This window comes from Pseudomonas cavernicola, assembly GCF_003596405.1.
Taxonomy (GTDB): domain Bacteria; phylum Pseudomonadota; class Gammaproteobacteria; order Pseudomonadales; family Pseudomonadaceae; genus Aquipseudomonas; species Aquipseudomonas cavernicola.
In genome coordinates this window covers 2,479,792-2,505,248 of record NZ_QYUR01000002.1, presented here as the reverse complement: position 1 = coordinate 2,505,248, position 25,457 = coordinate 2,479,792, and the positions used below count along the sequence as shown (strand labels likewise).

21 protein-coding genes and 4 pseudogenes are annotated in these 25,457 nt (G+C 62.2%); 10 read left to right on the top strand and 15 right to left on the bottom strand.

Annotated features, from left to right (window positions below):
• Nucleotides 1-107 precede the first annotated feature (107 nt).
• The 6 genes from D3879_RS11905 to D3879_RS11880 all read left to right on the top strand — a co-directional run bounded on the left by D3879_RS11905 (nt 108) and on the right by D3879_RS11880 (nt 7,760).
• A complete protein-coding gene (locus D3879_RS11905; protein ID WP_119954443.1) occupies nt 108-1,022 on the top strand; it encodes a LysR family transcriptional regulator in 915 nt (304 codons plus the stop codon).
• A 62-nt stretch (nt 1,023-1,084) separates the two neighbouring features.
• Complete coding sequence (aceK, locus tag D3879_RS11900; RefSeq protein WP_119954442.1) at nt 1,085-2,806, top strand: bifunctional isocitrate dehydrogenase kinase/phosphatase; 1,722 nt, start codon at nt 1,085-1,087, stop codon at nt 2,804-2,806.
• A gap of 36 nt (nt 2,807-2,842) precedes the next feature.
• On the top strand, nt 2,843-3,862 hold the full coding sequence (locus D3879_RS11895) for an AraC family transcriptional regulator (protein WP_119954441.1): 1,020 nt from the start codon (nt 2,843-2,845) through the stop codon (nt 3,860-3,862).
• A gap of 395 nt (nt 3,863-4,257) precedes the next feature.
• The gene (locus D3879_RS11890) at nt 4,258-5,298 is read left to right on the top strand and encodes a histone deacetylase family protein (protein WP_119954440.1); all 1,041 of its coding nucleotides are present in this window, start codon (nt 4,258-4,260) and stop codon (nt 5,296-5,298) included.
• A 23-nt stretch (nt 5,299-5,321) separates the two neighbouring features.
• Nucleotides 5,322-6,419 (top strand): extracellular solute-binding protein, encoded by a 1,098-nt coding sequence (locus D3879_RS11885; protein ID WP_119954439.1) that lies wholly within the window; start codon nt 5,322-5,324, stop codon nt 6,417-6,419.
• Nucleotides 6,420-6,845: 426 nt separating this feature from the next.
• On the top strand, nt 6,846-7,760 hold the full coding sequence (locus tag D3879_RS11880; RefSeq protein WP_119954438.1) for a DMT family transporter: 915 nt from the start codon (nt 6,846-6,848) through the stop codon (nt 7,758-7,760).
• 4 nt (nt 7,761-7,764) lie between these two features.
• Here D3879_RS11880 and D3879_RS11875 read toward each other — a convergent pair.
• Both D3879_RS11875 and D3879_RS11870 read right to left on the bottom strand, forming a co-directional pair.
• Nucleotides 7,765-8,035: pseudogene (locus tag D3879_RS11875) on the bottom strand (YbfB/YjiJ family MFS transporter); the annotation flags it as partial.
• An 86-nt stretch (nt 8,036-8,121) separates the two neighbouring features.
• Nucleotides 8,122-9,073 (bottom strand): annotated as a pseudogene (locus D3879_RS11870) (helix-turn-helix domain-containing protein).
• Nucleotides 9,074-9,198: 125 nt separating this feature from the next.
• Between D3879_RS11870 and D3879_RS11865 the strand changes: the two are divergent.
• Nucleotides 9,199-9,828, top strand: coding sequence for a cysteine hydrolase family protein (locus tag D3879_RS11865; RefSeq protein WP_119954437.1), 630 nt, complete (start codon nt 9,199-9,201; stop codon nt 9,826-9,828).
• A 322-nt stretch (nt 9,829-10,150) separates the two neighbouring features.
• The gene (locus tag D3879_RS27610; RefSeq protein WP_338014874.1) at nt 10,151-10,267 is read left to right on the top strand and encodes a PA1414 family protein; all 117 of its coding nucleotides are present in this window, start codon (nt 10,151-10,153) and stop codon (nt 10,265-10,267) included.
• A gap of 22 nt (nt 10,268-10,289) precedes the next feature.
• On the opposite strand, the pseudogene D3879_RS11860 reads toward D3879_RS27610, so the two are convergent.
• From D3879_RS11860 to speB, 10 genes and pseudogenes are all read right to left on the bottom strand, one after another.
• A pseudogene (locus D3879_RS11860) lies at nt 10,290-10,448 on the bottom strand (MBL fold metallo-hydrolase); the annotation flags it as partial.
• A 107-nt stretch (nt 10,449-10,555) separates the two neighbouring features.
• Nucleotides 10,556-12,157: a 5-guanidino-2-oxopentanoate decarboxylase gene (locus D3879_RS11855; protein ID WP_119954436.1), complete on the bottom strand. Its 1,602-nt coding sequence runs from the start codon at nt 12,155-12,157 to the stop codon at nt 10,556-10,558.
• Between the two features lie 91 nt (nt 12,158-12,248).
• Complete coding sequence (locus D3879_RS11850; RefSeq protein ID WP_119954435.1) at nt 12,249-13,628, bottom strand: sodium:solute symporter family protein; 1,380 nt, start codon at nt 13,626-13,628, stop codon at nt 12,249-12,251.
• 136 nt (nt 13,629-13,764) lie between these two features.
• The gene (locus D3879_RS11845) at nt 13,765-14,487 is read right to left on the bottom strand and encodes a class II aldolase/adducin family protein (protein ID WP_119954434.1); all 723 of its coding nucleotides are present in this window, start codon (nt 14,485-14,487) and stop codon (nt 13,765-13,767) included.
• Between the two features lie 11 nt (nt 14,488-14,498).
• A complete protein-coding gene (locus D3879_RS11840) occupies nt 14,499-15,230 on the bottom strand; it encodes an amino acid ABC transporter ATP-binding protein (RefSeq protein WP_119954433.1) in 732 nt (243 codons plus the stop codon).
• Between the two features lie 10 nt (nt 15,231-15,240).
• Nucleotides 15,241-15,981, bottom strand: coding sequence for an amino acid ABC transporter permease (locus tag D3879_RS11835; protein ID WP_119954432.1), 741 nt, complete (start codon nt 15,979-15,981; stop codon nt 15,241-15,243).
• 128 nt (nt 15,982-16,109) lie between these two features.
• The gene (locus tag D3879_RS11830; protein ID WP_119954431.1) at nt 16,110-16,934 is read right to left on the bottom strand and encodes an ABC transporter substrate-binding protein; all 825 of its coding nucleotides are present in this window, start codon (nt 16,932-16,934) and stop codon (nt 16,110-16,112) included.
• A 64-nt stretch (nt 16,935-16,998) separates the two neighbouring features.
• A complete protein-coding gene (locus D3879_RS11825; RefSeq protein WP_119954430.1) occupies nt 16,999-18,522 on the bottom strand; it encodes a purine-cytosine permease family protein in 1,524 nt (507 codons plus the stop codon).
• Nucleotides 18,523-18,551: 29 nt separating this feature from the next.
• A complete protein-coding gene (locus tag D3879_RS11820) occupies nt 18,552-18,956 on the bottom strand; it encodes a YybH family protein (RefSeq protein ID WP_119954429.1) in 405 nt (134 codons plus the stop codon).
• A complete protein-coding gene (speB, locus tag D3879_RS11815; RefSeq protein ID WP_119954428.1) occupies nt 18,953-19,912 on the bottom strand; it encodes an agmatinase in 960 nt (319 codons plus the stop codon). The genes D3879_RS11820 and speB overlap by 4 nt, the downstream gene beginning before the upstream one ends.
• A 312-nt stretch (nt 19,913-20,224) precedes the next feature.
• Here speB and D3879_RS11810 point away from each other — a divergent pair, with 312 nt between their 5' ends.
• Complete coding sequence (locus D3879_RS11810; RefSeq protein ID WP_119954427.1) at nt 20,225-21,118, top strand: LysR family transcriptional regulator; 894 nt, start codon at nt 20,225-20,227, stop codon at nt 21,116-21,118.
• Between the two features lie 229 nt (nt 21,119-21,347).
• Here D3879_RS11810 and D3879_RS28015 read toward each other — a convergent pair whose 3' ends face one another.
• Together D3879_RS28015 and D3879_RS28010 are read right to left on the bottom strand one after the other, a co-directional pair.
• The gene (locus tag D3879_RS28015) at nt 21,348-22,202 is read right to left on the bottom strand and encodes a methyl-accepting chemotaxis protein (protein ID WP_476644158.1); all 855 of its coding nucleotides are present in this window, start codon (nt 22,200-22,202) and stop codon (nt 21,348-21,350) included.
• A 12-nt stretch (nt 22,203-22,214) separates the two neighbouring features.
• Nucleotides 22,215-22,970: pseudogene (locus D3879_RS28010) on the bottom strand (HAMP domain-containing protein); the annotation flags it as partial.
• Nucleotides 22,971-23,266: 296 nt separating this feature from the next.
• Here D3879_RS28010 and D3879_RS11800 point away from each other — a divergent pair.
• Nucleotides 23,267-23,872, top strand: a complete 606-nt coding sequence (locus tag D3879_RS11800) for a tRNA-uridine aminocarboxypropyltransferase (protein ID WP_119954425.1) — start codon at nt 23,267-23,269, stop codon at nt 23,870-23,872.
• Nucleotides 23,873-24,089: 217 nt separating this feature from the next.
• Here the strand turns inward: D3879_RS11800 and D3879_RS11795 are convergent, their stop codons facing one another.
• A complete protein-coding gene (locus tag D3879_RS11795) occupies nt 24,090-25,448 on the bottom strand; it encodes an HlyD family type I secretion periplasmic adaptor subunit (protein ID WP_119954424.1) in 1,359 nt (452 codons plus the stop codon).
• Between the last annotated feature and the right edge of the window lie 9 nt (nt 25,449-25,457).

Below are 25,457 nucleotides of genomic sequence, written 5' to 3'. Positions count from 1 at the left end.
GGGATACCTCTTTGTTTTTCTTGGAATAGCCGCGAGACTAGCGAAGCGCCGGGGCTGGCGGAAAGCCGCTATTGCGCACAACTTCTGTGCCTGACAGGAAATAATCGATGGACAAACTGAGTGCCCTGACCATGTTCGTCGCCACCGCCGACCACGGCAGTTTCAGCCGCGCCGCCGAGCACTTGGGTAAGACGCCCTCGGCGCTGACCAAGGCCGTGGCGCATCTGGAAGGCGAGCTCGGGGCGCGCCTGTTCGAGCGCTCGACGCGGCGCATGGCACTGACCGAAGCCGGGCATATCTACTTGGAAGGCGCCCGCCAGGCCCTGCAGAACCTGCATGAGGCGGCCGACGAAATCGACCAGTTGCAGTCCGAGTTGCGTGGCAGCTTGCGCTTGAGCGCGCCGCCGTCGTTCGGCCCGGCCTTTCTCAACGAGGCCAGCATCGGCTTCCTCAGGGCGCATCCGCAGATCAGGCTGCAGGTCGATCTGAATGAGGCGTTCGTCGATCTGGTCGAGGGCGGCTATGACCTGGCCCTGCGCGATGGCCCCATCGATCTGCCGGGCCTGATCGCCCGCCCACTTACCGAGAACCGTATCCTGCTGTGCGCCAGCCCGGACTATCTGCAACGCAACCCGCTCCCGGTGCTGCCGGAGACCTTCGCCCAACACGACTGGCTGATTTATCGGCATCCCGCGCTGAACCGCAATTACTGGTGGCTGAGGTTGGGCGAGCAACGCCTGCGTATCGAGCAACCCGCGCCGCGGCTGACCAGCGACAGCTATGACTTCCTGCTGGCGCACCTGCTGGCCGGTCAGGGCCTGCAGTTCTGTCCGCAGTGGAGCGCGGCCCCCTATTTGGCCAGTGGGCAGCTGGTGCAGCTGCTCGGCGAATACCGCCTCGAACCGGATGCTCTCGGCCCTTGGGTGCATGCCCTGTACCTCAGTCACCGGCGCTCTACGCACAAGGTGCGGGCCTTTATCGAGCATCTAACGGCCTTTCTCGGCGCGCGCGGACTCAGTTGAGGCTTTCCTAGGCGGCGGCCACTGGCTAAGCTCGGCGTTCGTTTCCCAGCAGAGACTTTCTTATGCCACAGCAATGGCCGGCCGCCGATATCGCCCGTTTGATCCTCGACGGCTTCGACGACTATCGCGAGCATTTCCGCCAGATCACCGATGGCGCGCGGACGCGTTTTGAGCAGGCGCAGTGGCAGGAAACACAGCAGGCCTCGGCCGCGCGGATCAATCTGTATGAGGAAAAAGTCAGCGAGGTCGGCGCACGCCTGCACCAGGCGATCAGCGCCGAGGTGTTGCTGGATGTGCAGTTCTGGCCCTTGGTGAAGAGTGCCTATATCAATTTGATCGACACCCGTTTCGACGACGAACTGGCGGAAACCTGGTTCAACTCGATCTTCTGCGGGCTGTTCAGCCATGACTGCATCAGCGACGGTTGCATGTTTATCCACACCACGCGGCCGTCGCTGCGCAGCCATGAGCGTGCCGCGCAAACCCGCAGTTACCTGCCGCAGATCAACCTGGGCGGCATGCTTGAGCAAGTATTCGCCGACTACCGCTTCAGCGTGCCGTATGAAGACCTGCCGCGTGACCTGCGGCGCCTGGAAACGCAATTGCGTACCAGCCTGCCGGACTGGGTCTGCAAAGACCCGGAGCTGTGTATCGAACTGTTTTCCTCGGTGCTCTATCGCAACAAGGGTGCTTATCTGGTCGGGCGCATCTACACCCGCGATGAGCAGTGGCCGCTGGTGATTCCGCTGTTGCACCGCGAAGGGCAGGGCGTGCAGGTCGATGCGTTGATCACCGACGAGGCGGAGGTGTCGATCATCTTCTCCTTCACCCGTTCCTATTTCATGGTCGATGTGGCGATTCCGGCGGAGTTCGTCGGCTTTCTCAAGCGCATCCTGCCGGGCAAGCACATCGCCGAGCTGTACACCTCGATCGGTTTCTACAAGCACGGTAAGTCGGAGTTCTACCGTGCGCTGATCAACCACCTGGCGAATACCGACGACCGCTTCATCATGGCCCCCGGCGTGCGCGGCATGGTCATGAGCGTGTTTACCCTGCCGGGCTTCAATACGGTGTTCAAGATCATCAAGGATCGCTTCTCGCCGTCGAAGAACGTCGACCGCGCCACGGTGATCGAGAAGTACCGTATGGTCAAAAGCGTCGACCGCGTCGGGCGCATGGCCGATACCCAGGAATTCGCCGATTTCCGCTTCCCGAAAGCCAAGTTCGAGCCGGAATGCCTGGCCGAACTGCTGGAAGTGGCGGCATCCACCGTCGAGCTGGAAGGCGATATCGTGCTGATCCGCCATTGCTGGACAGAACGGCGGATGACCCCGCTGAACATCTATCTTGAGCACGCCAACGAGGCGCAAGTGCTTGAGGCATTGGAGGACTACGGGCTGGCGATCAAGCAACTGGCGGCGGCGAATATCTTCCCCGGCGATATGCTGCTGAAGAACTTTGGCGTCACCCGGCATGGCCGCGTGGTGTTCTACGATTACGACGAAATCTGCCACCTGACCGAAGCGAACTTCCGCCGCATTCCGCCGCCGCGCTACCCGGAGGACGAAATGGCCTCCGAGCCGTGGTATTCGATCGGCCCGCTGGATGTGTTCCCGGAGGAGTTTCCGCCGTTCCTGTTCGCGGACATGGGCCAGCGCCGTCTATTCAGCCAACTGCACGGCGATTTGTATCAAGCCGAATACTGGCAGGGGCTGCAGGAGGCGATTCGTGCTGGCAAGGTGATCGACGTATTCCCCTATCGGCGCAAGGAGCAACTGAACTGAGTTCTGCCGCGCCGTTTTCGCTGAGCTGAGCACGCCATGCCCGATCCGATCTTTTCCCGCTCGTCCTGGCTCAACTCGCTGCATATGTCCTCGCTGACCGTGGCGATGCTGCAAGGCGAGGGCCACTCGGCCGGTGCGCTGCTCGAGGGCAGCGGTATCTCCGAAGCCGACCTGCGCGGGCTGAAGCGGTTGATCAGCCCCAGGCAGGAGCAGCAGGTGTTCGCCAATGCCCTGCGCTTGAGCCCACAGCCGGCGCTGGGCATGCGCCTCGGCCTGCGTACGCGGGTCTCCGCTTATGGCCTGCTCGGTTATGCGCTGCTGTCCGCGCCAACCCTCGGTGAAGCGCTGCGCATCGGTCTGAGTTACCCGGTGTTGCTCGGCACCTACTTCCACTTAAGCCTGCAAGTCGAGGGTGAGCGCGCCTGGCTGGTAGCCACCGGTTATGGCGAGGACGAGGCCTTGCGCCCGTTCAATACCGAGCTGTGTCTGGGCTCGCTGAAGGTGATTTGCGCCGACCTGCTTGGCCAGCCGCTGCCGCTGGAAGCTACTCAGCTGGACTACCCCGAGTCCCCTGGATTGTGTGAGGCCTACGGGCAAGGCTTCGCTTGCGCGCTGCAGTTCGAGCAGCCGCGCAGTGCCATCGGCTTTGCTGCGCGCTGGCTGGAACAGCCCTTGCCGTTGGCCGACCCGGTGACCCACCTGGAAATGCTCGAACAATGCCGTCGGCAGAATGTCGAGTTCGCTGCCAAGCGCGCCTGGCTCGAGCGCGTGCGCGGCTTGCTCGCGCAGCGCTTGCAGCAACCACCGGGACTGGAGGAACTGGCGCGGCAGATGAACTGCTCGGCCCGCAGCCTGCGCCGTTACCTGCAACAGCAGCAGACCAGCTACCAGCAATTGCTCGATGAGCTGCGCTTCGCCCGCGCCAAGGAGTTGCTGCAGCAGGGCGAGATGCCGATCTACCGCATCGCCGAGGAGCTTGGCTTCAGCGAAACCGCCAGCCTGCGGCATGCCTTCCAGCGCTGGAGCGGGCAGCCGCCCAGTCACTTCCGCGTCTGAACCGCGCATCCAGATAAAGCCCCGTAGGGTGGGCTTCAGCCCACCAGCCCAGGCACCATGGTGGGCTAAAGCCCACCCTACGAATCTGGAGCGGGCAGCCGCCCAGTCATTTCCGCGTCTGAACCGCGCATCCAGATAAAGCCCCATAGGGTGGGCTTCAGCCCACCAGCCCAGGCACCATGGTGGGCTAAAGCCCACCCTACGAATCGGAACGGGCAGCCGCCGTACCCTGCTGGCCAAAGTTATTGGCCATATCAATCCCCTTTTGGCCGTGCACGCCGTTCTTGTCAGTGCGCTTGTGTGTACAGAATGTGCCTCAGGCCGGTGGCTCAAGCTGCCCAACACTTTGTGCAGCAAGTGGCTGCGCCCCTATTAGAACTGCGTGAGGTTTCCCTATGCTGACCGTCTACAGCGACGATCACCGTCTTCACCATGGCCAGTCGGAATTGGTCGATGGCCAACTGCAACCCTGCTTCGAGATGCCCAGCCGGGCCGACCAGGTAATGGCGCGGGTTCGCCAGCAAGCGCTGGGTGAGGTGATTGCCCCGCAGGATTTCGGTCTCGGGCCGATTCGCCGGATTCACGATAGTGGCTATCTCGAGTTCCTGTTGGGGGCCTGGGCACGTTGGGCCGCCGAAGGCCACAGCTGCGATCTGCTGCCCTCGACCTTTCCCGCACGCCGGCTGCGCCGCGACGGGCCGGTGCCGAGTGCGCTGATCGGCCAGCTCGGCCACTACTGCTTCGATACCGAGGCGCCGATCACCGCCGGCACCTGGCAGGCGATCTATAGCTCGGCGCAGGTCGCGCTGACCGCTCAAGATCACATGCGCCAAGGCGCCCGTACGGCGTTCGCTCTGTGCCGGCCACCGGGCCACCATGCCGGTAGCGACTTCATGGGCGGCTACTGCTTCCTCAACAACGTTGCCATCGCCGCCCAGGCTTTCCTCGATCAGGGCGCCAAGCGGGTGGCGATCCTCGATGTCGACTATCACCACGGCAACGGCACCCAGGAGCTGTTCTACCAGCGCAACGACGTGCTGTTCGCCTCGATTCATGGCGATCCGCTGGAGGAATACCCGTATTTCCTCGGCCACGCCGATGAGCACGGCGAAGGTGCCGGCGAAGGCTTCAACCACAACTACCCACTGCCGCTGGGCAGTGGCTGGGCCACCTGGAGCGCAGCGCTGGAAGATGCCTGCGGCAAGATCGCGGCTTACGCTCCCGATGCGCTGGTGATCTCCCTGGGGGTGGATACCTACAAAGACGATCCGATCTCCCAGTTCAAGCTGGACTCCCCCGATTACCTGGCGATGGGCGCGCGCATCGCGGCCCTGGGCCTGCCGACCCTGTTCGTCATGGAAGGGGGCTATGCGGTGGAAGCCATCGGCGTCAACGCGGTCAACGTGCTGCAAGGTTACGAGGCCGCCGCCCAGTAAGGGCGGCGCCAGAGGAGCGAGAAATGAATAAGAAAAACCTGATTCGCTATGCCCTGACTGGCGCCATCCTCGGTACGGCGCTGAGTGCCGCCGCCGAGCCCGTCGTGCGTATCTATAACTGGTTCGATTACATCGGTCCGGACACCCTGAAAAGCTTCCAGAAAGAAGCCGGCATCCAGCCGAAATACGATGTCTACGACAGCAACGAGGTGTTGGAGGCCAAGCTGCTGTCCGGGCGTTCCGGCTACGACCTGGTGGTGCCGAGCGACAGCTTTCTACCCAACTACATGAAAGCCCAGGTGTTCCAGCCACTGGACAAGAGCAAGCTGCCGAACTGGAAGAACCTCAATCCGGATCTGCTCAAGGTGCTGGCGGCGAAAGACCCCGGCAACCAGTACGTGATGCCTTACATGTGGGGCACTAACGGCATCGCTTACAACGTCGACAAGGTCAAGGCGATACTCGGCAACGATGCGCCGCTGGACTCCTGGGAGCTGATCTTCAAGCCGGAAAACCTGGCCAAGCTGAAACAGTGCGGCGTGGCCTTCCTCGACTCGCCCACCGAAGTGATCCCGGAAGTGCTGCAGTACCTCGGTCTGTCGCCGAATAGCCGCAACCCCGCGGACTACAAGAAGGCCGAGGAGCACCTGAGCAAGCTGCGTCCGTACGTGACCTATTTCAGCTCGTCGAAGTTCGTCAGCGACCTGGCCAATGGTGAAGTCTGCGTGGCCCTGGCCTGGTCCGGTGGCGCTATGCAGGCGGCCAATCGGGCGAAGGAAGCCGGCAACGGAGTGAAGGTCGAGTACCGCATTCCGAAGGAAGGCACCGCGGCCTGGTTCGACGTGCTGGCTATCCCGCGGGATGCGAAAAATATCGACGAGGCGCACGCCTTCCTCAACTACCTGCTGCGGCCAGAAGTGGTGGCGCCGATTTCCGACTATGTGGCTTACGCCAACCCCAACCGGGCGGCGGATAAGCTGATTTCGGCGGATTTGCGCGACAACCCCAACGTTTATCCGCCGGCCGAGATGCGCGCCAAGTTGTATTCGGTGGAAATGCTGCCGCCGAGCCTGGAGCGCCTGCGTACACGGACCTGGACGAAGATCAAGACGGGTCAGTGACGGGCGATTTCTGCACGCTTCGGGATGGGGTGGCCAGTTGAGTTGGCCGGCTGAGGGACGTTGCGGGAGCCAGTCAGATGACTCAGCCCCGGAGTTTCCCTCGCGTCCAGCTGGGTGTTTGCCGGAACCGACGCCTTTGTCGCCATCGATGTCGGTTTCTGCTTGGCAACCTCGGCCAGCTTAATCGGATAATTCCGCCATTGTTGAGCTGGGTTTCAGTTCTTCGTAGGAGCGAGCTCTGCTCGCGAAGCTCTTCAGGCAAGAGCATCGCGAGCAGAGCTCGCTCCTACAGGTTATGTGCTTTTCGAAAGCACTTTCTGCAACAGCTAACTCAGACATAGCCTTTTCACTAGCCTGCCGAGTCCCTGCAATGAAGCGGTCTGTCTGCGCTGTATCCCTGCACTTAGCTGATGGTTGCAGCCAGCCATGAGCGCCCAGCGGCGCGGAGCCGATGTCTTCGCCTTTCAGCTGATGACGGTTCTCTGCGTGATCTGGGGCATGCAGCAGGTGGCGATCAAATTGGCCGCAGCGGATATCGTGCCGATCATGCAGGCCGCCGGACGTTCCGGTATCGCCGCGCTGCTGGTGGGCCTGCTGATGTGCTGGCGCGGTGGCTGGGCGAGGATGAGGAGGGACACCCTGGGCGCCGGTTTGCTCGCCGGCGGCTTGTTTGCCCTGGAGTTCCTGCTGATCGCCGTGGGCCTGCAATACACCACGGCCTCGCACATGGCGGTGTTCCTCTATACCGCGCCGATCTTCTCCGCGCTGGGTCTGCACTTTCTGTTGCCGAGCGAGCGTTTGTGCGCGCAGCAATGGCTGGGAATCGGTGTGTGCTTCATCGGTATCGCCGTGGCCTTCGGTGCGGGCATGCTGATGTCGGAAATCGACACACAGATACTCATCGGCGATGCGCTGGGTGTCCTCGGCGGTATGGCTTGGGGCGCCACCACGGTGGTGGTGCGGGCATCGAAGTTGTCGGAAGCGCCGCCGACCCTGACCTTGTTCTACCAACTGTTCGTGGGATTCGTCGTACTGCTGGCAATTGCTGCGGCCACCGGGCAGATCGGCAAGGTCGAATTGACCCCGATCAGCATCGGCAGTCTGTTGTTTCAGGGCGTGCTGGTGTCCTTTATCAGCTATTTCGCCTGGTTCTGGTTGTTGCGCCGCTACCTCGCCTCGAACCTCGCGGTGTTCTCGTTCATGACGCCATTGTTTGGCGTCACCTTCGGCGCGCTGCTGCTTGGCGAGCCGCTGACCATAAGCTTCTTGATCGGCGCAGTGCTGGTGCTGCTCGGCATCCTCCTGGCCAGCGGCTGGCGCGGGTTCCGCCGAGGGTCATAAGCGCTCACGCCAGGCAGGCCCGCTGGTGGCTCAGTTGCGGCACCAGCAAACCGCCGGCAACCAACAGACCCAACCCGGCAAGCAGCAGAGCCGGCTGCAAGCCGCTGCTGAAGTGACTGCGAAGCGCCGCCAGCAGGGGGCCGAGCAATTGCCCGATGGCGAAGCCGGTGGTCAGCAGGCCGGCGTTCTGCCGGGGGCGATTGCGGGGCCAGCTCACGGGCGTATTGCATCACCAGCTGCATGCCGGCGAGGAGCGGCCCACCGTAGAGCAGCACGCAGGCCTACAGCCCGCCGAGCAGACGCAGGCGGGCATGCTCGGTGCCAACCTGCGCGCCTGGATCGAGCTTCTGCAGGACGCTGATCAGGCGCTCTGAAAAGTCTGCCGGTAGGCGCTTGGCGATACACCCAGCGCCTTGGCGAAATGGTGCCGCAGCGATACCGGCGAGCCGAACCCGGCCAGCCCGGCGATGGCGTCGATGGGCTGGTCGGTGCGCTCCAGCAGGCGCTGACTCAGGGCCAGGCGCTCGGCCAGTAGCCAGTCGCCCACTGTGGTGCCGGTGAGTTGGCGGAAGTGACGGGTGAAGGTTCTTCGGCTCATCAGCGATTTTTCCGCCAGGCTGTCCAGGCTATGCGGCTTGTCCAGGTTGGCGCGTACCCAGTCGAGTTAGGTCGGAGAGACGGTCGTCGCGCGCCGTGGCCGGCAGCGGTTGTTCGATGAACTGCGCTTGCCCACCCTGGCGATGGGGCGGCACCACCAGGCGTCGCGCCACCTTGTTCGCCATCTCGGCGCCGCTGTGCTGGCGCAGCAGGTGCAGGCAGCAGTCGATGGCGGCGGCGGTGCCGGCCGAGGTGAGAAGGCAGCCGTCGTCCACGTAGAGCACATCGGCATCCACCTGCACTGCGGGGTAGCGTTCGGCGAATACTTCGGCCCAGGCCCAGTGGGTGGTGGCTTGGCGACCGTCGAGCAGGCCTGCCTCGGCGAGCACGAAGGCTCCCAGGCAAAGACCCACTACATGCGCGCCGCGCGCATGGGCGGCGATCAGCGCATCCAGCAGCGCTCTAGGCGGCTGTTCGTGCGGGTTGGACCAGGCCGGCACTATGACCGTTTGCGCACTTTCGATGGCCTCCAGGCCATGGCTGACGATCAGCTCGAAACCGGCGGTGGTGGTCAGCCGGCCGGGATCGGTGGCGCACACCACCAGTTCGTACGCCGGCTCGCCCGGCCTGGACTCGCCGAATACCAGGCACGGCACGGAGAGGTGAAAAGGGCTGATGCGGTCATAGGCGATCACGGCGATGCGGTGGGGCTGCACGGTTTCGTCTCATACATGGGTTTGGCCCGATCTTAGCGTAGTTTGACTTTCGGGCCACTCACGACGGGTACGCCGACAGGTGAAGAATCGCTCCAACGCAAATCCAACCCATAAGGAATACCGCCATGAGGCAGCAACAACCCAAGCGCGCCCTGATCGTCATCGACGTGCAGAACGAATACGTCACCGGCAACCTGCGCATCGAATACCCCGAGGTGAACCAATCCCTGGCCAACATCGCCAAGGCCATGGACGCCGCCCACGCCGTCGGGATTCCTGTCGTGGTGGTGCAGCACCTGGAGCCAGCCACTTCGCCGCTGTTCGCCCGTGGTAGCGAGTTCGCCAAGGTGCATCCGCTGGTCGCCGAGCGGCCGTACGACCATTTTGTCGAGAAGAGCGTCGCCAGCGCCCTGACCGGCACTGACCTCGGCCAATGGCTGCGCGAGCGGGAAATCGACACCCTCAGCGTGGTCGGCTACATGACCCAAAACTGCGACGACGCCACCGTGCGCCAGGCCCACCATGAAGGCTGGAAGGTCGAACTGCTGCATGACGCCGCCGGCTCGTTGCCCTACACCAACAACCTGGGTACGGCGACCGCCGAGGAAATTCACCGGGTCTTTACCATCGTCATGCACACCGGCTTCGCCGCCGTGCTCAGCACCGATGAATGGCTGAATGCCCTGGAAAGCGGCGAGGTGCCGCAGGCGGACAACGTCTACTTGTCCAATCAGCGGGCGATAAAGGCGCGCTGAGCGATGGCGGCGTGCCGCCCTGGGTGCTTTGGTTCTGCGTGGGCGAGGTGCCCACGCCGGACAGGTTGTGGCGGGGTAGATCGCTTGGATCGCGTTGCGAGTGCAGCCACCCGGATTCGCGGTGTGGAGGTCTTGCATGGCTCCGTGTGAAGGGCTTTCTAGTTGCTGACGATGGAAAGGAAATCCCGATGATTTGATCCCCATCAGCTAAGAAATTTCACCATGAAGTAGTCTTTTTCCTACAGGAAGCTACTAAGCTCCTGAGTAGGGGCGGCCAAGAGGCAAGGGCGCTCCGACCACCTACCCAGCAAGGGGGTACAGCATGAAACGTCGGCTGAATGCGTGGATGTGGCAACTGGGTGTCGCGCTGGGCCTGATCGAAGCGCCGCGCCTGCAACCCATCCCGGTCCGCAGTGAAAAGCAGCGCCGCCTCGCCTAGCAGTGACGTCGTCGGTGATCCGTCAACCGTGAGCCCTGAACCAGTTGTCGATCAACGCGTTCAGGTGCTCACCGGAGAAACTGGGAAAATGCCCGCCGTGCATGGTGCGCACCGGTAGTTCACGTAGCGGTGCCAGGCTATGGGCGTAATCCTGCAGATTCGCGTGGTAGGCGTCCTCCGCGGCGATTTCTCTGTAAACCCACGCGCCAGGCTGAACTTGGCGGCGGGTAGATCTCAACGCTTCCTCCCCATCCTACGGCCTTGCTAGACGTTAGCTCGCGAGACCGCTCAAGGCGCGAAAGGCGGCGCCTCCATCACCTCGATGATCAGCGGCCGGTCGCTCGGCGCATCGCGCAACAGTTGGCGCAGGTGCGCCAGGTCGAGGGCTCGCTCGGCGGCGCAGCCAAAGCCACGGGCAATGGTGAGGAAGTCCGGGGTGTAGATGTCGACGCCGAGCGGCGTGATGTCGCGGCGCTCCATGTAGCGCTTGATCTCGCCGTAGCCATGGTTATTCCACAGCAACACGACGATGCCGACTTTGGCTTCCACCGCGCTGGCCAGTTCCGGCAGGCTGAACTGCAGGCCACCGTCGCCGATCAGGCAGATCACCGGGCGAGTAGGCTCCGCAAGCTTGGCACCAATCGCCGCCGGCAAGCCGTAGCCGAGGGTGCCGTAGCCGGTGGAGGAGTTGAACCAGCGGCGTGGGCCGTTCAAGTCGACCAGGTGGTTGCCGCTGTAGACGGTTTGGGTCGAGTCGCCGACAAAGCGAGCCTCGGGCAGCACCGCCAGGATGTTGTCGAACAACTGGCGGTAATGCGCCCAGCCGGTAAAGTCTTCCGCCAGTTGGCTGCGTACTGTCGCGGCGCGTTGTGCGCCGGGGCTGTTGGCATCGATCTCGCGGGTAGGCAGTTCGGCCAGCAGCACGCGCATGGCCAGCCGCGCATCACTGTGAATGGCCAGGGTCGGGGCGAAGTTACGCACCAACTGCTGCGAGTCGATGTCGATGCGGATCAGCTCGCCGTTGAGTTTGAAGCCGCCATCGAAGACCACGTCGTAATCGGTTTCGCCAAGTTCCGTGCCGATGGCCAGGATCACGTCGGCATCCGCTGCCAACTCGCGTACCGGCACCAGCGATTGATTGCTGCCCAGTAGCAGTGGGTGCTCCGGCGGCAGTAGACCTTTGGCGTTGATGGTCAGCGCCGTCGGTGCATCCAGGGCGACTGCCAGGGCGCGAGCTTCCTGCTGCGTATCCACGCAGCCGCCGCCGAGTAGCAATAACGGGCGTTTGGCAGCGCGCAATTTGGCGGCCGCCTCGCGCAGTTGCGCCATGGCACCGGCCGGGCGAGCGATCTGTGGGCGCGGCTGCACGCGCATGTGCTCGGCCGAAGCGGTGATGATGTCCAGCGGTAGCTCGATGTGTACCGGGCGTGGGCGCTCGCTGTCGAACACGGCGAAAGCTCGGGCCAGTACGGCCGGCAGTTGATCGACATCGAGCAGGGTGTGGCTGAAGGCGCTGACCCCGGCGACCATCGCGCGCTGATTGGGCAGCTCGTGCAGGTAGCCGTTGCCGTGGCCGAGGCGCGAACGTTCGTTGACGCTGGAAATCACCAGCATCGGGATCGAGTCGGCGTAAGCCTGGGCCATGGCGGTGAGGATATTGGTCATCCCTGGACCGGTGATGATGAAGCAGACACCAGGCTTACCGGTGACGCGGGCATAACCATCGGCCATGAAGCCGGCGCCCTGTTCATGCCGTGGCGTGATGTGGCGGATCGAGCTGTGCGGCAGGCCGCGATACAGCTCAACGGTATGCACACCGGGAATGCCGAACACGGTATCGACGCCCCAGGCTTCGAGTTGTTTGACCAGAAATTCGCCGCAAGTAGTCATCGGCACTCCTTAACTAATAGTGGCAAAGCCCTCTCGCCGGGAGGCGAGAGGGCTGATGAGAGCGGACTTTCCGTACGCTCAGGATAGGCGGTTAGGCAACGCTGGGGGCGGCCGCTTGGCGCGGCGAGAGCAGGCTGACCAGCACGAAGCTGACCAGGCCGACAGCCAGGCTGTAGTAGATCGGTGTGTTGGCATCGAGACCGTCTTTGAACATGAAGAACAGGGCAGTCAGGCTGCCTGTGGCCATGCTGGCGATGGCGCCGGCGGTGTTGGCGCGCTTCCAGAAAATTGCGCCCATCAGCGGGATCAGCATGCTGCCGACCAGCAGGTTGTAGGCCAGGGTCAGGGCGCTGAGCACGTCGCTGACGACCATGGCGATAGCCAGCACCACGATGCCGGTGAGCAGGGTGAACAGACGCATGACGTTGAGGCTGGACTGTTTACCACCACGCAGTTTTGGCAGCAGGTCTTCGGTCACTGTGGTGGCAGCGGCGAGCAGGCCGGCGCTGGCGGTGGACATCATCGCGGCCAGTGCGGCGGCGATCACCAGGCCACGGATGCCGTCAGGCAGTGTGGATTGAACGATGGCGGCGAAGGCATTGTTGACGTTGTCCAGATCCGGCAGCAGTACCTTGGCGGCCATGCCGATCAGCGCACCGACCAGGCCGTAGAGCACGCAGTAAATGCCGGCGGCGGTGCCTGCATATTTGGCGACCTTCTCGCTACGCGCGGTGAACACGCGCTGCCAGATGTCCTGGCCGATGAGGATGCCGAAGAAGTAGATCAGGAAGTAAGTGATGATGGTATCCCAGCCGATGGCGGTGAAGCTGAAGCTTGCAGCCGGCAGCTTGGCCACCAGTTCGTCCCAACCGCCGACGCGGTACAGGCAGATGGGCAGCAGGATGAACATCAAACCAACGGTCTTGATGATGAACTGGACGATGTCGGTCAGGGTCAGCGACCACATGCCGCCGATGGTCGAATACACCACCACGACACCGCCGCCGAGCAGCAGACAAGCCCAGAACGGCAGGTCGAACAGCACTTGCAGCACGGTCACCATGGCCAGGGTCGAGGTCACGCCAATCATCAATGCGTAAACCAGCATGATCACCGCGCTGGCCTGGCGGGCCATCGAGTTGTAGCGGCGTTCCAGCACCTGGGTAACGGTGAAGATTTTCAGCTTCAACAGCGGTTTGGCCAGGAACAGGTTGAGCGCGATGATGCCGAAGCCCAGCGCGGCGCACAGCCAGAAGCCGGAAATGCCGTGGACATAGCCCAGGCGCACGGTGCCTACGGTGCAGGCTCCGCCGAGTACGGTTGCCGCCATGGTGCCCATGTAGAAGGCCGGGCCGAGGTTGCGCCCTGCCACCACAAAGTCTTCGTGGGTCTTGGCGCGGCGCATACCGTACCAGCCGAGCGCCAGCATGCCGGCTACATAGAGCAGTACTACAAAAATATCCAAAGCCATTACAGGTCTCTCTTTTTCATTGTTATAGGCACAAACCGGTCAGGCCTGTACCAGGCAGGTCATGGCGCGTTATTGCTCACACTGCGCCATTGGCAAAAGGGTCAAACGGGGGATGTTGCGGATGTTCGACGAGGCCTCAGTTTTTATAATCCGGGTCGAGGCGCTCGAGCTTGCGTAGCCAGGCTTCCCAGAGCAGTTGGCGTTGCCACTCTGCGCCCTGGAATTGCTCGCAGGCGTGCTGGCTGAGTTTGCCCGGCATTTCCCGCACGCCTTGCAGCGCTGCGGCGCTCAGTTGGATCTCGCAGGACTTGTTCAGGTAGTACATGACGTAGAAGGCATCGGCGACGCTGGCGCCGACGCTGAGCAGGCCGTGATGGCGCAGGATCAGTGCGATGTTGTCGCCGAGCGAGGCGACCAGGCGTTCGCGCTCGCCGAGGTCGAGGGCAATGCCTTCGTAGTCGTGGTAACCGACCCGCTGATAGAACTCGGCACTGATCTGGTTCAACTGCGCCAGGCCAGCGTCCGCCGCGGCCACCGCCATGCCGGCGAGCGTGTGGGTGTGGATCACGCAGTGCGCATCCTCACGCGCCATGTGCATCGCGCTGTGGATGGTGAAGCCGGCGACGTTGTAGTCCGCATTACCGTCGAGCACCCGGCCGTGCATGTCGACGACGATCAGGTCGCTGGCGCGCACTTCTTCGAACAACAGGCCAAATGGATTGATCAAAAAGCGTGGCTCATGGCCAGGCAAACGTACCGAGAAATGCGTGTACAGGGTGTCGTCCCAGCCGAAAAGGGCGGCCAGGCGGTAGGCTGCGGCCAGGTCGCGGCGCAGGGTGGCTTCGGTCGGTGTGTGCATGGGTGTCGGTATCAGTGGCTGATCTGTGAGAGAAAGGCGCGGGTGCGCGCATGTTTCGGATGGTCGAAGAACTCGGCCGGGGTGGCGGTCTCGACGATTTGGCCGGCATCCATGAACACCACGCGGTCGGCAACCTTGCGGGCGAACCCCATCTCGTGGGTGACGCAGAGCATGGTCATGCCCTCCAGGGCCAGTTCGGTCATCACATCGAGGACCTCGCCGACCATTTCCGGGTCGAGCGCCGAGGTGGGTTCGTCGAACAGCATCACTTTCGGGTTCATGCACAGCGCCCGGGCGATGGCCACGCGTTGCTGTTGGCCACCGGAGAGTTGGCCGGGTTTCTTGTGCGCCTGGGAGCCGATATGCACGCGGTTCAGGTAACGCAGGGCCTGCTCCTCGGCCGCAGCGCGGGATAGGCCGCGGACTTTCATCGGCGCCAGGGTGCAGTTCTCCAGCACCGTCAGGTGCGGGAACAGGTTGAAGTTCTGGAACACCATGCCGACCTCACGGCGCACATTGGCGCTGCCGTGCTTGCTGGAGACATCCTGGTTTTCCACGGTGATGGTGCCGGTATCGTGCGGAGACAGACGGTTGATGCAGCGGATCAGGGTCGATTTGCCGGAGCCGGATGGACCGCAGATGACGATCTTTTCGCCCTGGCTGACCGAGAGGTTGATGCCTTGCAGCACTTGAAAGTCGTCATAGCGTTTGCCGACGTTTTCCAGACGGATGATTTCGTTCATGGCGAGCTCCTCAGATGCGCCGCATACGGGCGAGGGTGCGTTGCAGCAGGCCGACGCTCTTCGCACCGCTGCTCACTTGATCCCAGGAAAGACGGCGTTCCAGGCGGTGTTGCAGCCAGGTCAGCGTGTAGACCATGACGAGGTAGTAGACCAGCGCCACCGCGTAGTACTCGGAGAACTGGAAGGTGGTGGAGACCGTTTGTGAGGTCACCGCCATCAGTTCCTGCAGGGAAATCACCGAGGCCAGCGAGGTGATCTTGAGCAGGGTTATGAACTCGTTGGCGGTCGGCGGAATAGCGATGCGCGCCGCTTGCGGCAGGGTGATGTAGCGGAAGATCTGCCAGCGCGACAGGCCGAGCGCGTGACCGGCGGCGTACTGGCCCTTGTCCAAGGCTTTCAGCGCACCCCGGTTGATCTCCACCTGATAGGCCGCTTCGTTCAAGCTCAAGGCGATCCAGGCGGCGAAGAACGGGGTGAACCAAGCCTCGCGGAAAATCGGGAAGAATTGCGGCAGGGCATTCCAGACGAACAGCAACTGCAGCAGGGTGGGGGCGCCACGGAATACGCTGAGGATGCCACGCAGCAGCATGCGCGCCGGGTTGTTCGGGCCATCCAGCGCCAGTGCGGCAGGCACTGACAGGGCGATGCCGACCGAGTGCGCGAGCAGTGCCAGCACCAGAGTGATGCAGGCGCCCTTGAAGAACGGGTAGGACGTCAGGGCGTCCCAGAAGACGGCTACATCGAAGTGCATGAGCGTGTCCTTTGGTGGAGGGGCGATGTAGGGCGTCGCTCGTTGGGCAACGCACCTGTCCGACGCTGTGCGAGCTGCGCCGCCGTTAGCGTTGGCGCAGCTCGCACAGCTTTGTTGTCAAGCCGGCATCACTGCCCAGTGACTTCCACGTTGGCCGGATCGAGCTTCCACTTCTCGCTGATGGTCTTCAGCGTGCCGTCAGCCCTGAGCGCGTTCACGGCGTCCTGGACGGCCTGCTTGTCTGCTGGGTTCGGCAGCATATAGGCACCGAAAATATCCTTTTCCGGGAAGCTGTAGAGGGTCTTGAACTGACCTGGAGTCTGCAGTTCGCGGTAGGCGATTTCGGTGTCCTGGGACAGCCCGGCGGCGGCACGGCCAACCAGTACCTGCTGGGCCACGTCGCTGCCCTTGGGGTAGGTCTGCAGGGTTGCCGGAGTCTTGCCGGCGGCTGTCAGCTGCGCGTTGAGCTTCTCCATGATCGCCACATAACGGGTGCCGGACTGCACCGCGACGACCTTGCCGGAAAGATCATCCAGCGTGTTCAGCTTGAGGTCGCTCTTACCACCGCCGAAGACGATGGTGGCGCTGGCCAGATAGGGCACGGCGTTGAGCTTCTGGGTGCGCTCGGGGGTGATCAAGGTACCGCTGATCACCACATCGCAACGCTTGGACTCCAGGCCCGGCAACAGGCCGGTGAACTCGGTGACGATGAAGCGGGCTTGCACCCCCCAGTGTTTGGCCAGGGCGCGGATCAGGTCGGCATCGAAGCCGCTGGGCTCGCGGTCGCCGGATTTCTCGAAGAACTCCAGCGGCGGGAAGGTCGGATCGGAGCAGACCTGGAAGCTGCCGGAACTGATGAAAGACGGTTTGCTTTCAGCAGCCTGCAGCGTCGGGCATAGCGCTGTGGCGAGCAGGCCCAGCAGGGCAACCAGGTGAGTCGGACGTGTGCGCATCAGTAACTCCTTATTAGGCTTGGTGCATCGGTTATTGGCAGTAGCAAAGTAAAGCCGTTTGTTGTTATGCAGCTTCAGGGGAGCTTTTGGAGGTTAGTTGCTTGCTGGCCTTGCGGCTGCGGACCCAGCGCGGCCCTTGGGTTGCGTACACGTCGGCGGATTCCGGGAACATGTTCAGCAGCACCAGGTAAAGCAGGGACGCCAGACCGAGGGTGACGGGCAGGCTGATATCGATACCGCCGGCCAGGTCACCCAGCGGGCCAACGAACTGCCCCGGCAGGTTGACGAAGCACAGGCCGAGCATTGCGCTGGGAATCCAGGCACCCATGCCGCGCCAGTTCCAGCCGTGGGTGAACCAGTAGCGGCCGCCGGTTTCACCGCGGGTGAAGACTTGCAGATCATCCGGGCAGTAGAAGCCGCGGCGAATGATCAGGCCGAGGATCATGATCACCATCCAAGGGCTGGTGCAGGTGATGATTAGCACGGCGAAGGTCGACACGCTCTGCACCAGGTTGAAGGCGAAGCGGCCAATGAAGATGAAGGCGATCGACAGCACGCCGATCAGCAGCGTGGCCTTGACCCGGCTGAGGACGCGTGGAAATACGCTGGACATGTCCAGGCCGGTGCCATACAGCGCGGTGGTGCCGGTGGACATGCCGCCGATCACTGCGATCAGGCACACCGGCAGGAAGAACCAGGCCGGCGACACGGCGAGCAGGCCGCCGACATAGTTGTTCGCGGCGATGTAGTCCGGTGCATTCGCCGCAACGATGGTGGCGGTAACCAGGCCGAAGAAGAACGGGATCAGAGTGGCGATCTGTGCCGCGACCACGGCCAGCATGATCCGGCTTTTCGGTGTGGACCGCGGGATGTAGCGCGACCAGTCACCGAGGAACGCGCCGAACGATACCGGGTTGCTCATCGCCAGCAGGGTGGCGCCAATAAAGGCAGCCCAGAAGCCTTCGGCACCCAGGTTCACGCTACCGGCGAAGCTGGCGTCGAACGGCCCGGCGAAGGCGAAAGTGCCGAGCAGGAACAGCAGGCTGGCGGCCCACACCGCGATCTTGTTGACCCAGAGCATGAAGCGGAAACCGTAGATGCACACGGTCAGCACCAGAATGGCGAACAAGCCGTAAGCCAGGCCGAGGCTGAGGTCGGTTTCCGGCAGGCCGAACAGGCGCTTGGCGCCACCGACCAGGGCATCACCCGAGCTCCACACCGACAGCGAGAAGAAGGCGATGGCGGTGAGTAGCGACAGGAAGGAGCCGACGATCCGCCCGTGCACGCCGAAGTGCGCACCGGAAGAGACCGCGTTGTTGGTGCCGTTGAGCGGGCCGAACAGGCCCATCGGCGCGAGGATGATCGAACCGACCAGTACGCCGAGCAGGATCGCCCAGACTCCGGCCTGGAACGAAAGGCCAAAGAGTACCGGGAAACTGCCGAGCACGGCAGTGGCGAAGGTGTTGGCGCCGCCGAAGATCAGGCGAAACAGATCGATCGGTTTGGCGTTGCGTTCGGTGTCGGGAATCTGTTCGACGCCGAAGGTTTCGATGTGGGTGATGGCTTGCTCATTGTTTTTGTTATTCATGATTTCCCTCCCGGGGGTGACTCAGCAGGTCAGGTCGATGGCCGTGGCTCCGGCATCGCCGACAAGTGTTCGTGACAGGCCAGCCAGCGGCCTGCTTGCGGTTGCTGGCGAAAGACGATGGTCTCGCGCTCCAGACTCAGGCTTTCGCTGCCCTGAATGCGTAGCCGGGTGCTGACGTCGTGGATAAAAATCGCGACATCGCCCTGCAAGCTGACAAATTGATTGCTCGAGGTGCAGGCGAGCACTTCGAAACCCTCGCGTTGCCAGCTTTCCCACAGCTCTCGATAAGCCGCGCGCGAGAGCAGCGGCTGTTCGCAGGTATGGAAAACGAAGCTGGCGTCTTCGCTGAATGCCCCGAAGTAGGCTTCGGTGTCATTGCTGACGAAGGCGGCCACCAGTTGGCGGGCAGCCTCGAGCACTTGCTGGGTGCTCATCGCCGTTGCACTCCCGGCAGCACGCAGAGCATTTCGTACAGCAGGTTGGCGCCGAGCAGCGAGGTGTTGCCGGTGGTGTCGTAGGGCGGGGAAACTTCCACCACATCGCAACCAATCAGGTCCAGGCCCTGGCAGCCGCGGATGATTTCAATCGCCTGGATGGTGGTCAGGCCGCCGATTTCCGGGGTGCCGGTGCCGGGTGCCCAGGCAGGGTCGATACCGTCGATATCAAAGCTCAGGTAGACCGGGCCGCCGCCGACTTTTTCGCGCACTTCGGCCATCAGCGGTGCCAGCGACTTGTGCCAGCACTCTTCGGCCTGGACTACGCGAAAGCCCTGTTTGCGGCTCCAGTTGAAGTCTTCGGCAGTGTAGCCCTGGGCACGCAGGCCGATCTGTACGACGCGGTCGCAGTCCAGCAGGTCTTCCTCCACCGCGCGGCGGAAGGTGGTGCCGTGGGCGATTTTCTCGCCGAACATGTGGTCGTTTACATCGGCGTGGGCGTCGATATGCACCAGGCCGACCTTGCCGTGCTTCTTCTTGATGGCCCGCAGGATCGGCAGGGTGATGGTGTGGTCGCCACCGAGGGTCAGCGGCAGAATGCCGTGACCGAGAATCTTGTCGTAGGCTTCTTCGATGATGCGTACGGCGTCCAGCAGGTTGAAGGTGTTGATCGCCACGTCGCCGATATCGGCGATATTCAACGAGTCGAACGGTGCTGCGCCGGTGGCCATGTTGTACGGGCGGATCATCACCGATTCGACGCGGATTTCGCGGGGGCCGAAGCGGGTGCCGGGGCGCAGCGAGGTGCCGATGTCCAGCGGCACACCGACAAAGGCGGCGTCCAGAGCGTCGAGCTCGGCGGGAGTCTGGATATGTGGCAGGCGCATCATGGTGGCGATGCCGCCGAAACGGGGCATTTCGTTACCGCCCAGGGGCTGATGGAGGATCTTATCCACGGGGTGGCCTCACGGTTGTTGTGGTTGTAGGAGTTGGGCGGATTCTGCTCAGAGCGGCTTGTAGGACAAATCGCTGGCGGCAAATACTTAGTTCATAGATTTCTAAACTAACGGGCTGCGGGTAGACTCGCTTTGCTCCCTCTCCCGCTGGGAGAGGGTTGGGGAGAGGGGGCGCATACACAGCCCTCTCCGCTCTGCGCCCCAGCCTGAACGCGGAGCGTTCAGGCGCTCATCGGCACACGAGCCTGCGGCTCTAAAAACATGCCGCCTCGCCCCGCGAGCGGGAGAGGGGAGTGCAAGCCCGGAGTCTTTATGTCTACCGTCCTACCCGACCTGAAACTGCTGCGGATCTTCGTCAGCGTGGTGCGCCATCAGGGCTTCGCGGCGGCGCAACAGGAGCTGAACCTGTCGACCTCGGCGATCAGTACCTATATGAGCCAGTTGGAAGGCCAGCTCGGTCTCAGCCTTTGTCATCGCGGCCGTGGCGGTTTCAGCCTGACCAGCAAGGGCGAGTTGTTCTTCCAGGAAACCTTGCGTCTGCTCGGTGAGATGGAAGGTTTCGAGCGCTATGCGGCGGCGCTTAAAGGTGAGCTGCGCGGCACCCTCAATCTGGGCGTGCTCGACTCGACGGTCAGCGACCCATCGCTGCCTTTGGCCGAGGCCATCGGCGCCTACAGTGAAGAACACCCCGCGGTGCACTTGCACCTATCGGTGATGAGCCCTTACGAGCTGCAGTTGGGGGTGTTGGACAATCGTCTGGACCTGGCCATCGGTGCCTTCTCGACGCGGATGAACGGTCTGGTTTATCAGCCGCTTTATCGTGAGCAACATTGGCTGTATTGCAGTGACCGCCACTCCTTATTTGCCGAGCGGCGAATTCCGGCGGAAGTCATCACCCAGCAGCGCATGGTCGGCCGCGGTTATTGGAGTCAGGCGGAGCTGGCGCGGCACGGCTTCAAGCACAGCGCGGCGACGGTGGAGAGTATGGAGGCGCAGTTGATCCTGGTGTTGTCCGGCGCTTACATCGGTTATCTGCCCGAGCATTACGCGCAGTCCTGGGTCGAACAAGGCCGTTTGCGTCCCTTGCTGCCGACGACTTTCGGCTATCAGGCACCTTTCTCGCTGACCTTGCGTCGCGGCCGTTCCCGCGAGCCGCTGATCCAGACCTTCCGCGATCTGCTCAAGGCCCAACTCAATCAGCGTTGAGTCAGGAGAGCGCAGGGGTGGGTTGTTGCTGAGCCGGAGGCGATGCCCAACAATCGGCCCGCAAGGCTGGGCTTTCACGTTCGAAACCGTGCAAAGGGAGTCGCGGGGCGACTCCTTGTTGGGCATCACTGCGTTCAGCGCCAACCTACTTCAGCGCCAACATCAGAGCCAACCTACGAGGCTGGCTCTGTCCTTAAGTGGGCGGTATTCCAGGGCGCCGGTCTTCCTCTCAACTTACCTTGAAATAGCCCACCATCTTGCTCAGCTCGACCGCCAGTCGCGCCACTTCGTTGCTGGCGGCGGAGGTCTCTTGCGCAGCGGTAGCGGTCTGGGTCGAGATGTCGCTGATCGATACCAGGCTGCGGTCGACCTCACGCGCTACCGAGGTCTGTTCCTCGGTGGCAGTGGCGATCATGCAGTTCATGTCGGTGATCTGGCTGACGCTTTCTTCGATACTGACCAGGCTGGTGGCGGCTTCTTCGGCGCGTTCTAGTGATGTTTCGGAGTGTTGGGCGCTGCGTTGCATGGTCTTGAGGGCGCTGTCCGAGCAGCTCTGGATTTCCTGCACCATCTTCTCGATCTCTTCGGTGGATTGTTGGGTACGTAGCGCCAGCGCGCGCACCTCGTCGGCGACCACCGCAAAACCGCGCCCCTGTTCGCCGGCCCGTGCCGCCTCGATGGCGGCGTTGAGCGCCAGCAGGTTGGTCTGCCCGGCGATATCGCGGATCACACCGAGTACGGCGGTGATGCTCAGCGAACTGTGCGCCAGTTGTTCTACCGCTGTGCTGGTGTTGCCGATCTCCTGTCTCAGCAGTTCCAGGGCCTGGGTGGTGTGGCCGACCTTCTGCCGTCCAATGGTGCTGTTATCCAACGCCTGCTGCGCGGCCCTCGAGGCCAGGGAGGCATTGCCGGCAACCTCCTCGGAGCTGGCGGACATTTCGGTGATGGCGGTCGCTGCCTGCTGGGTCTCGTTGCTCTGCCGCTGGACGTTGCGCGCGGTCTCGTCGATTACCTGATTGGTCTGCTCTGCGGCCGAGGCTAATTGGGAGCTGGCATCGACTATGCCACGCACGGTGTCTGCCATGCGGCTGCTGATATCGTTCAGTGCCTGGCCGATGCTACCGATCTCGTCGTGGTTGCGGATCGGCAGCTTGTGGGTCAGGTCGCCATCGGCCAACTTGCGCGAGGCTTCGATGAGCTCGGAGAAGCCGCGATTGAGGTAGCGGCTCAGGAAGATGGTCACCAACCCGCCAGCCAAGGCGCTGAACAGTAGAGTTGAGATGAGGATCCAACGGTATTCGTCGTAGAGCACATCGGTTGAATCCGCCTCATAAGCTAGCTGCTCCTCGACGGTTTTGACCAGCGTTAGCATACTGGTTTGAAACTCGTTGAATTTTTCCCTGGTCTTGTTTACCGAAATCTTAAAGCCTTCCTCTTTACGCTCGCTGCGGATCAGTTCGAACACTGTGTTGGTGCTCTGCACCAAGACTTCGAATTCAGTTTTCGCCTGTTCCAGGATGCGCAGATCGTCTTTCTTGACGAGCAATTTTTGCAATTCATCCAGGGATTTCCTGGCTTCAGCTATCTCCTTTGTCTGCGAGCTGCGGAATATTTCCTGACGCTGCGGATCCGCTTCGAGGAGCATGTTCTTTTCCTCGCGGATCGCGAGCAGTGTATGGCGTAACACTCGGTTGGACTGGATCGCTGATGGCGCTGTAGCGCGGGCGATGCGGTTGTTGGAGTCGTTGAGCAGATCCATGGCTTTGATACCGAGGAACGCGTTGCAGGCGATCATGGCGATTAGCAGGAAGGTGGTGAGAATGAATTTCAGTTTTATCGATAGGCTGGGCATATTGGCGCATCCTTTATGTGGGTATTCCCGGCTATCGGCCGTGTTTCACCATCCTGTAGGGGGGATGGGTAAATATTCCTTATATTTAGTAAGGTTTTGTCTGGGCGGAGGGAATTTCTCTCCGAAAGGCTCTGCAAATGCTCATGGGGCAAGGCATTTGCTGTGGGAAAGCAGGGCGTTGGCTCTGCGGCAGGGATGCCCCAACTACTTCTGGCCCAGCCTACAGACTGCCGCTGGCCTAGGTTGAGCAGGTTCTTAGGCCTTTGTGGCACACTGCGCGCCGAGGAGAGTCCTGCATGTCCCGTCCGCAATGTCCCCGCTGTTCACGACCTACCAGCCATTGTCTATGCCCGCTGATTCCAGCCCTGGATAGCCGCACCCGCGTGCTGATCTTGCAACACCCGAGTGAAGTCAAACATGCCTTGAATACGGCGCGGCTGGCGGCGTTAGGGTTGATCAATGCTGAGCTGGTGGTGGGCGAAGTGTTCACCGATTTGGCGGTCTTGCTGGAGCAGCCGGGGCATCAAGCTTGCCTGCTGTTTCCCGGCGAGCTCGCACAGCCGCTGAGCGAGTACGCCGCTGCGCGTGAGGGGGCACCGTTACTGCTGGTGGTGCCGGATGGCACCTGGCGCAAAGCCAGCAAACTGCTGCACCTCAACCCAGCGTTGGCGGCTCTGCCACGAGTGACGCTGCCGCAGGGCGCTTCCTCGCGCTACCGTCTGCGCAAAGCACCGATGGCCGGTGCTTTGTCGACTATCGAGGCGATTGTGCAGGCGTTGGAGATCATCGAGGCGCCGGCTGGTTTTGCGGATTTGCTACGGCCGTTCGAGGTGTTGATCGAGGGGCAGATTGCAGCGATGGGGGAGGAGACGTTTAGGCGCAATCATGGCTCGGCGAGCTAAGGCCGTAGGCTGTGGGGGTAGGGCTAGGCGACAGAACGGCAGGAAAGCCGTTTTGCACAGCTTTAGCTGCCCATAGGGCGAGGTGCATGGATGCACCTCGTGAAACCCAGCTATACATCCGCCGGGTTTCACTCGCTGGGTTTCACTGCGTTCTACCCAGCCTACAGATACCTCACGTCATTTCCGCGAAGGCGGGGATCCAATGAACAGATTCCAATCAGCGTTCGCGCATGGCCTCGGAGCGGGCCTTGAGTACCGGTTTGAGCAGGTAGTCCAGTACGCTTTTCTCGCCGGTGATGATGTCCACCGTGGCGACCATGCCGGGGATGATCAGCAGGGGATGGTCAGCCTTACCCAGATGGTTCTTATCGGTGCGCACCTGGATCAGGTAGAAGCTGTTGTCCTTGTCGTCGGTCACGGTATCGGCGCTGATCAGTTCTAGCTTGGCCTTCAGCCCGCCGTAGATGGTGTAGTCATAGGCGGTGAACTTGACCATGGCGCTCTGGCCCGGGTGGAGAAAAGCCACGTCTTGCGGGCGCACGCGGGCCTCGATCAGCAGGTTGTCTTCCAGCGGGACAATTTCCAGCATGTCGCTGCCTGGCTGCACCACGCCGCCGATGGTGTTGATCTTCAGTTGTTTGATGATGCCATGTACCGGAGAGATAACAGTGGTACGGCTGACCCGATCCTGAATGGCGACGCTGGTGGCGGTGATCTTTTGCAGCTCGGTGCGTTTTTCATTGAGCTCTTTGGCGGCGTCTGATCGAAACGCCAGTTCGGATTCCTCGATCTTGCTTTTGATTTCGTTGATGGCCGCCTCGGCGCGCGGAATTGCCAGGGTGGTGGCGTCCATCGAACCGCGTATCTCGACTGCACTGCGGCGCAGCCGGAGAATTTCCACCGGGGAGATGGCACCGCTGGCGACCAGGGGTTCAGACATGTTCAGTTCCTGCTGGAGCAGGCCCAGGCTTGAGCGATACTGCTGCTGTTTGGAGCGGAACTCTGCTAGCTCCTGGGTTTTCTGTCGTAACTGTTCGCCCAGGGTACGTTGTTCGCTATCCAGGCGTCTTTGCCGCGAGCTGTACAGGGCCATTTCGTCTTCGGCGAGTTGTGGCGCGTCGCGGGTGATGTCTTCCGATAGGGCAATCGGTCGGCCCTCGGCCTCGGCGGCCAGGCGCTCGACGCGGGCGACCAGGGCCAGGCGGTCGGCCTCGGTTTCACCTTTGTTGGAGAGGAAGCGGGTGTCATCCAACCGCAGCAACTTGTCGCCCTTGTTCACCACCTGACCTTCACGGACGAAGATCTCCGTGACGATCCCACCTTCCAGGTTTTGGATGACCTGTACTTTGCTGGAGGGGATGGCCTTGCCTTCGCCGGTCGTGACTTCCTCGAGTGCGGCGAAATTAGCCCATACCAGTGCGGTGAGGAGGAGGGCGCTGACCGTCCAGAGCGTTACCCGTGAAAGCCACGGCGAGTCTTCCAGCGCGGCGCCGTCTACTTCCGGCATGAATTCGGTGTCTTGCTTCTGTTGGCGCAGGCTGGCGAAGTAACCGCGTATCGACTGAGAGAGTTCCATGCGCTGTCT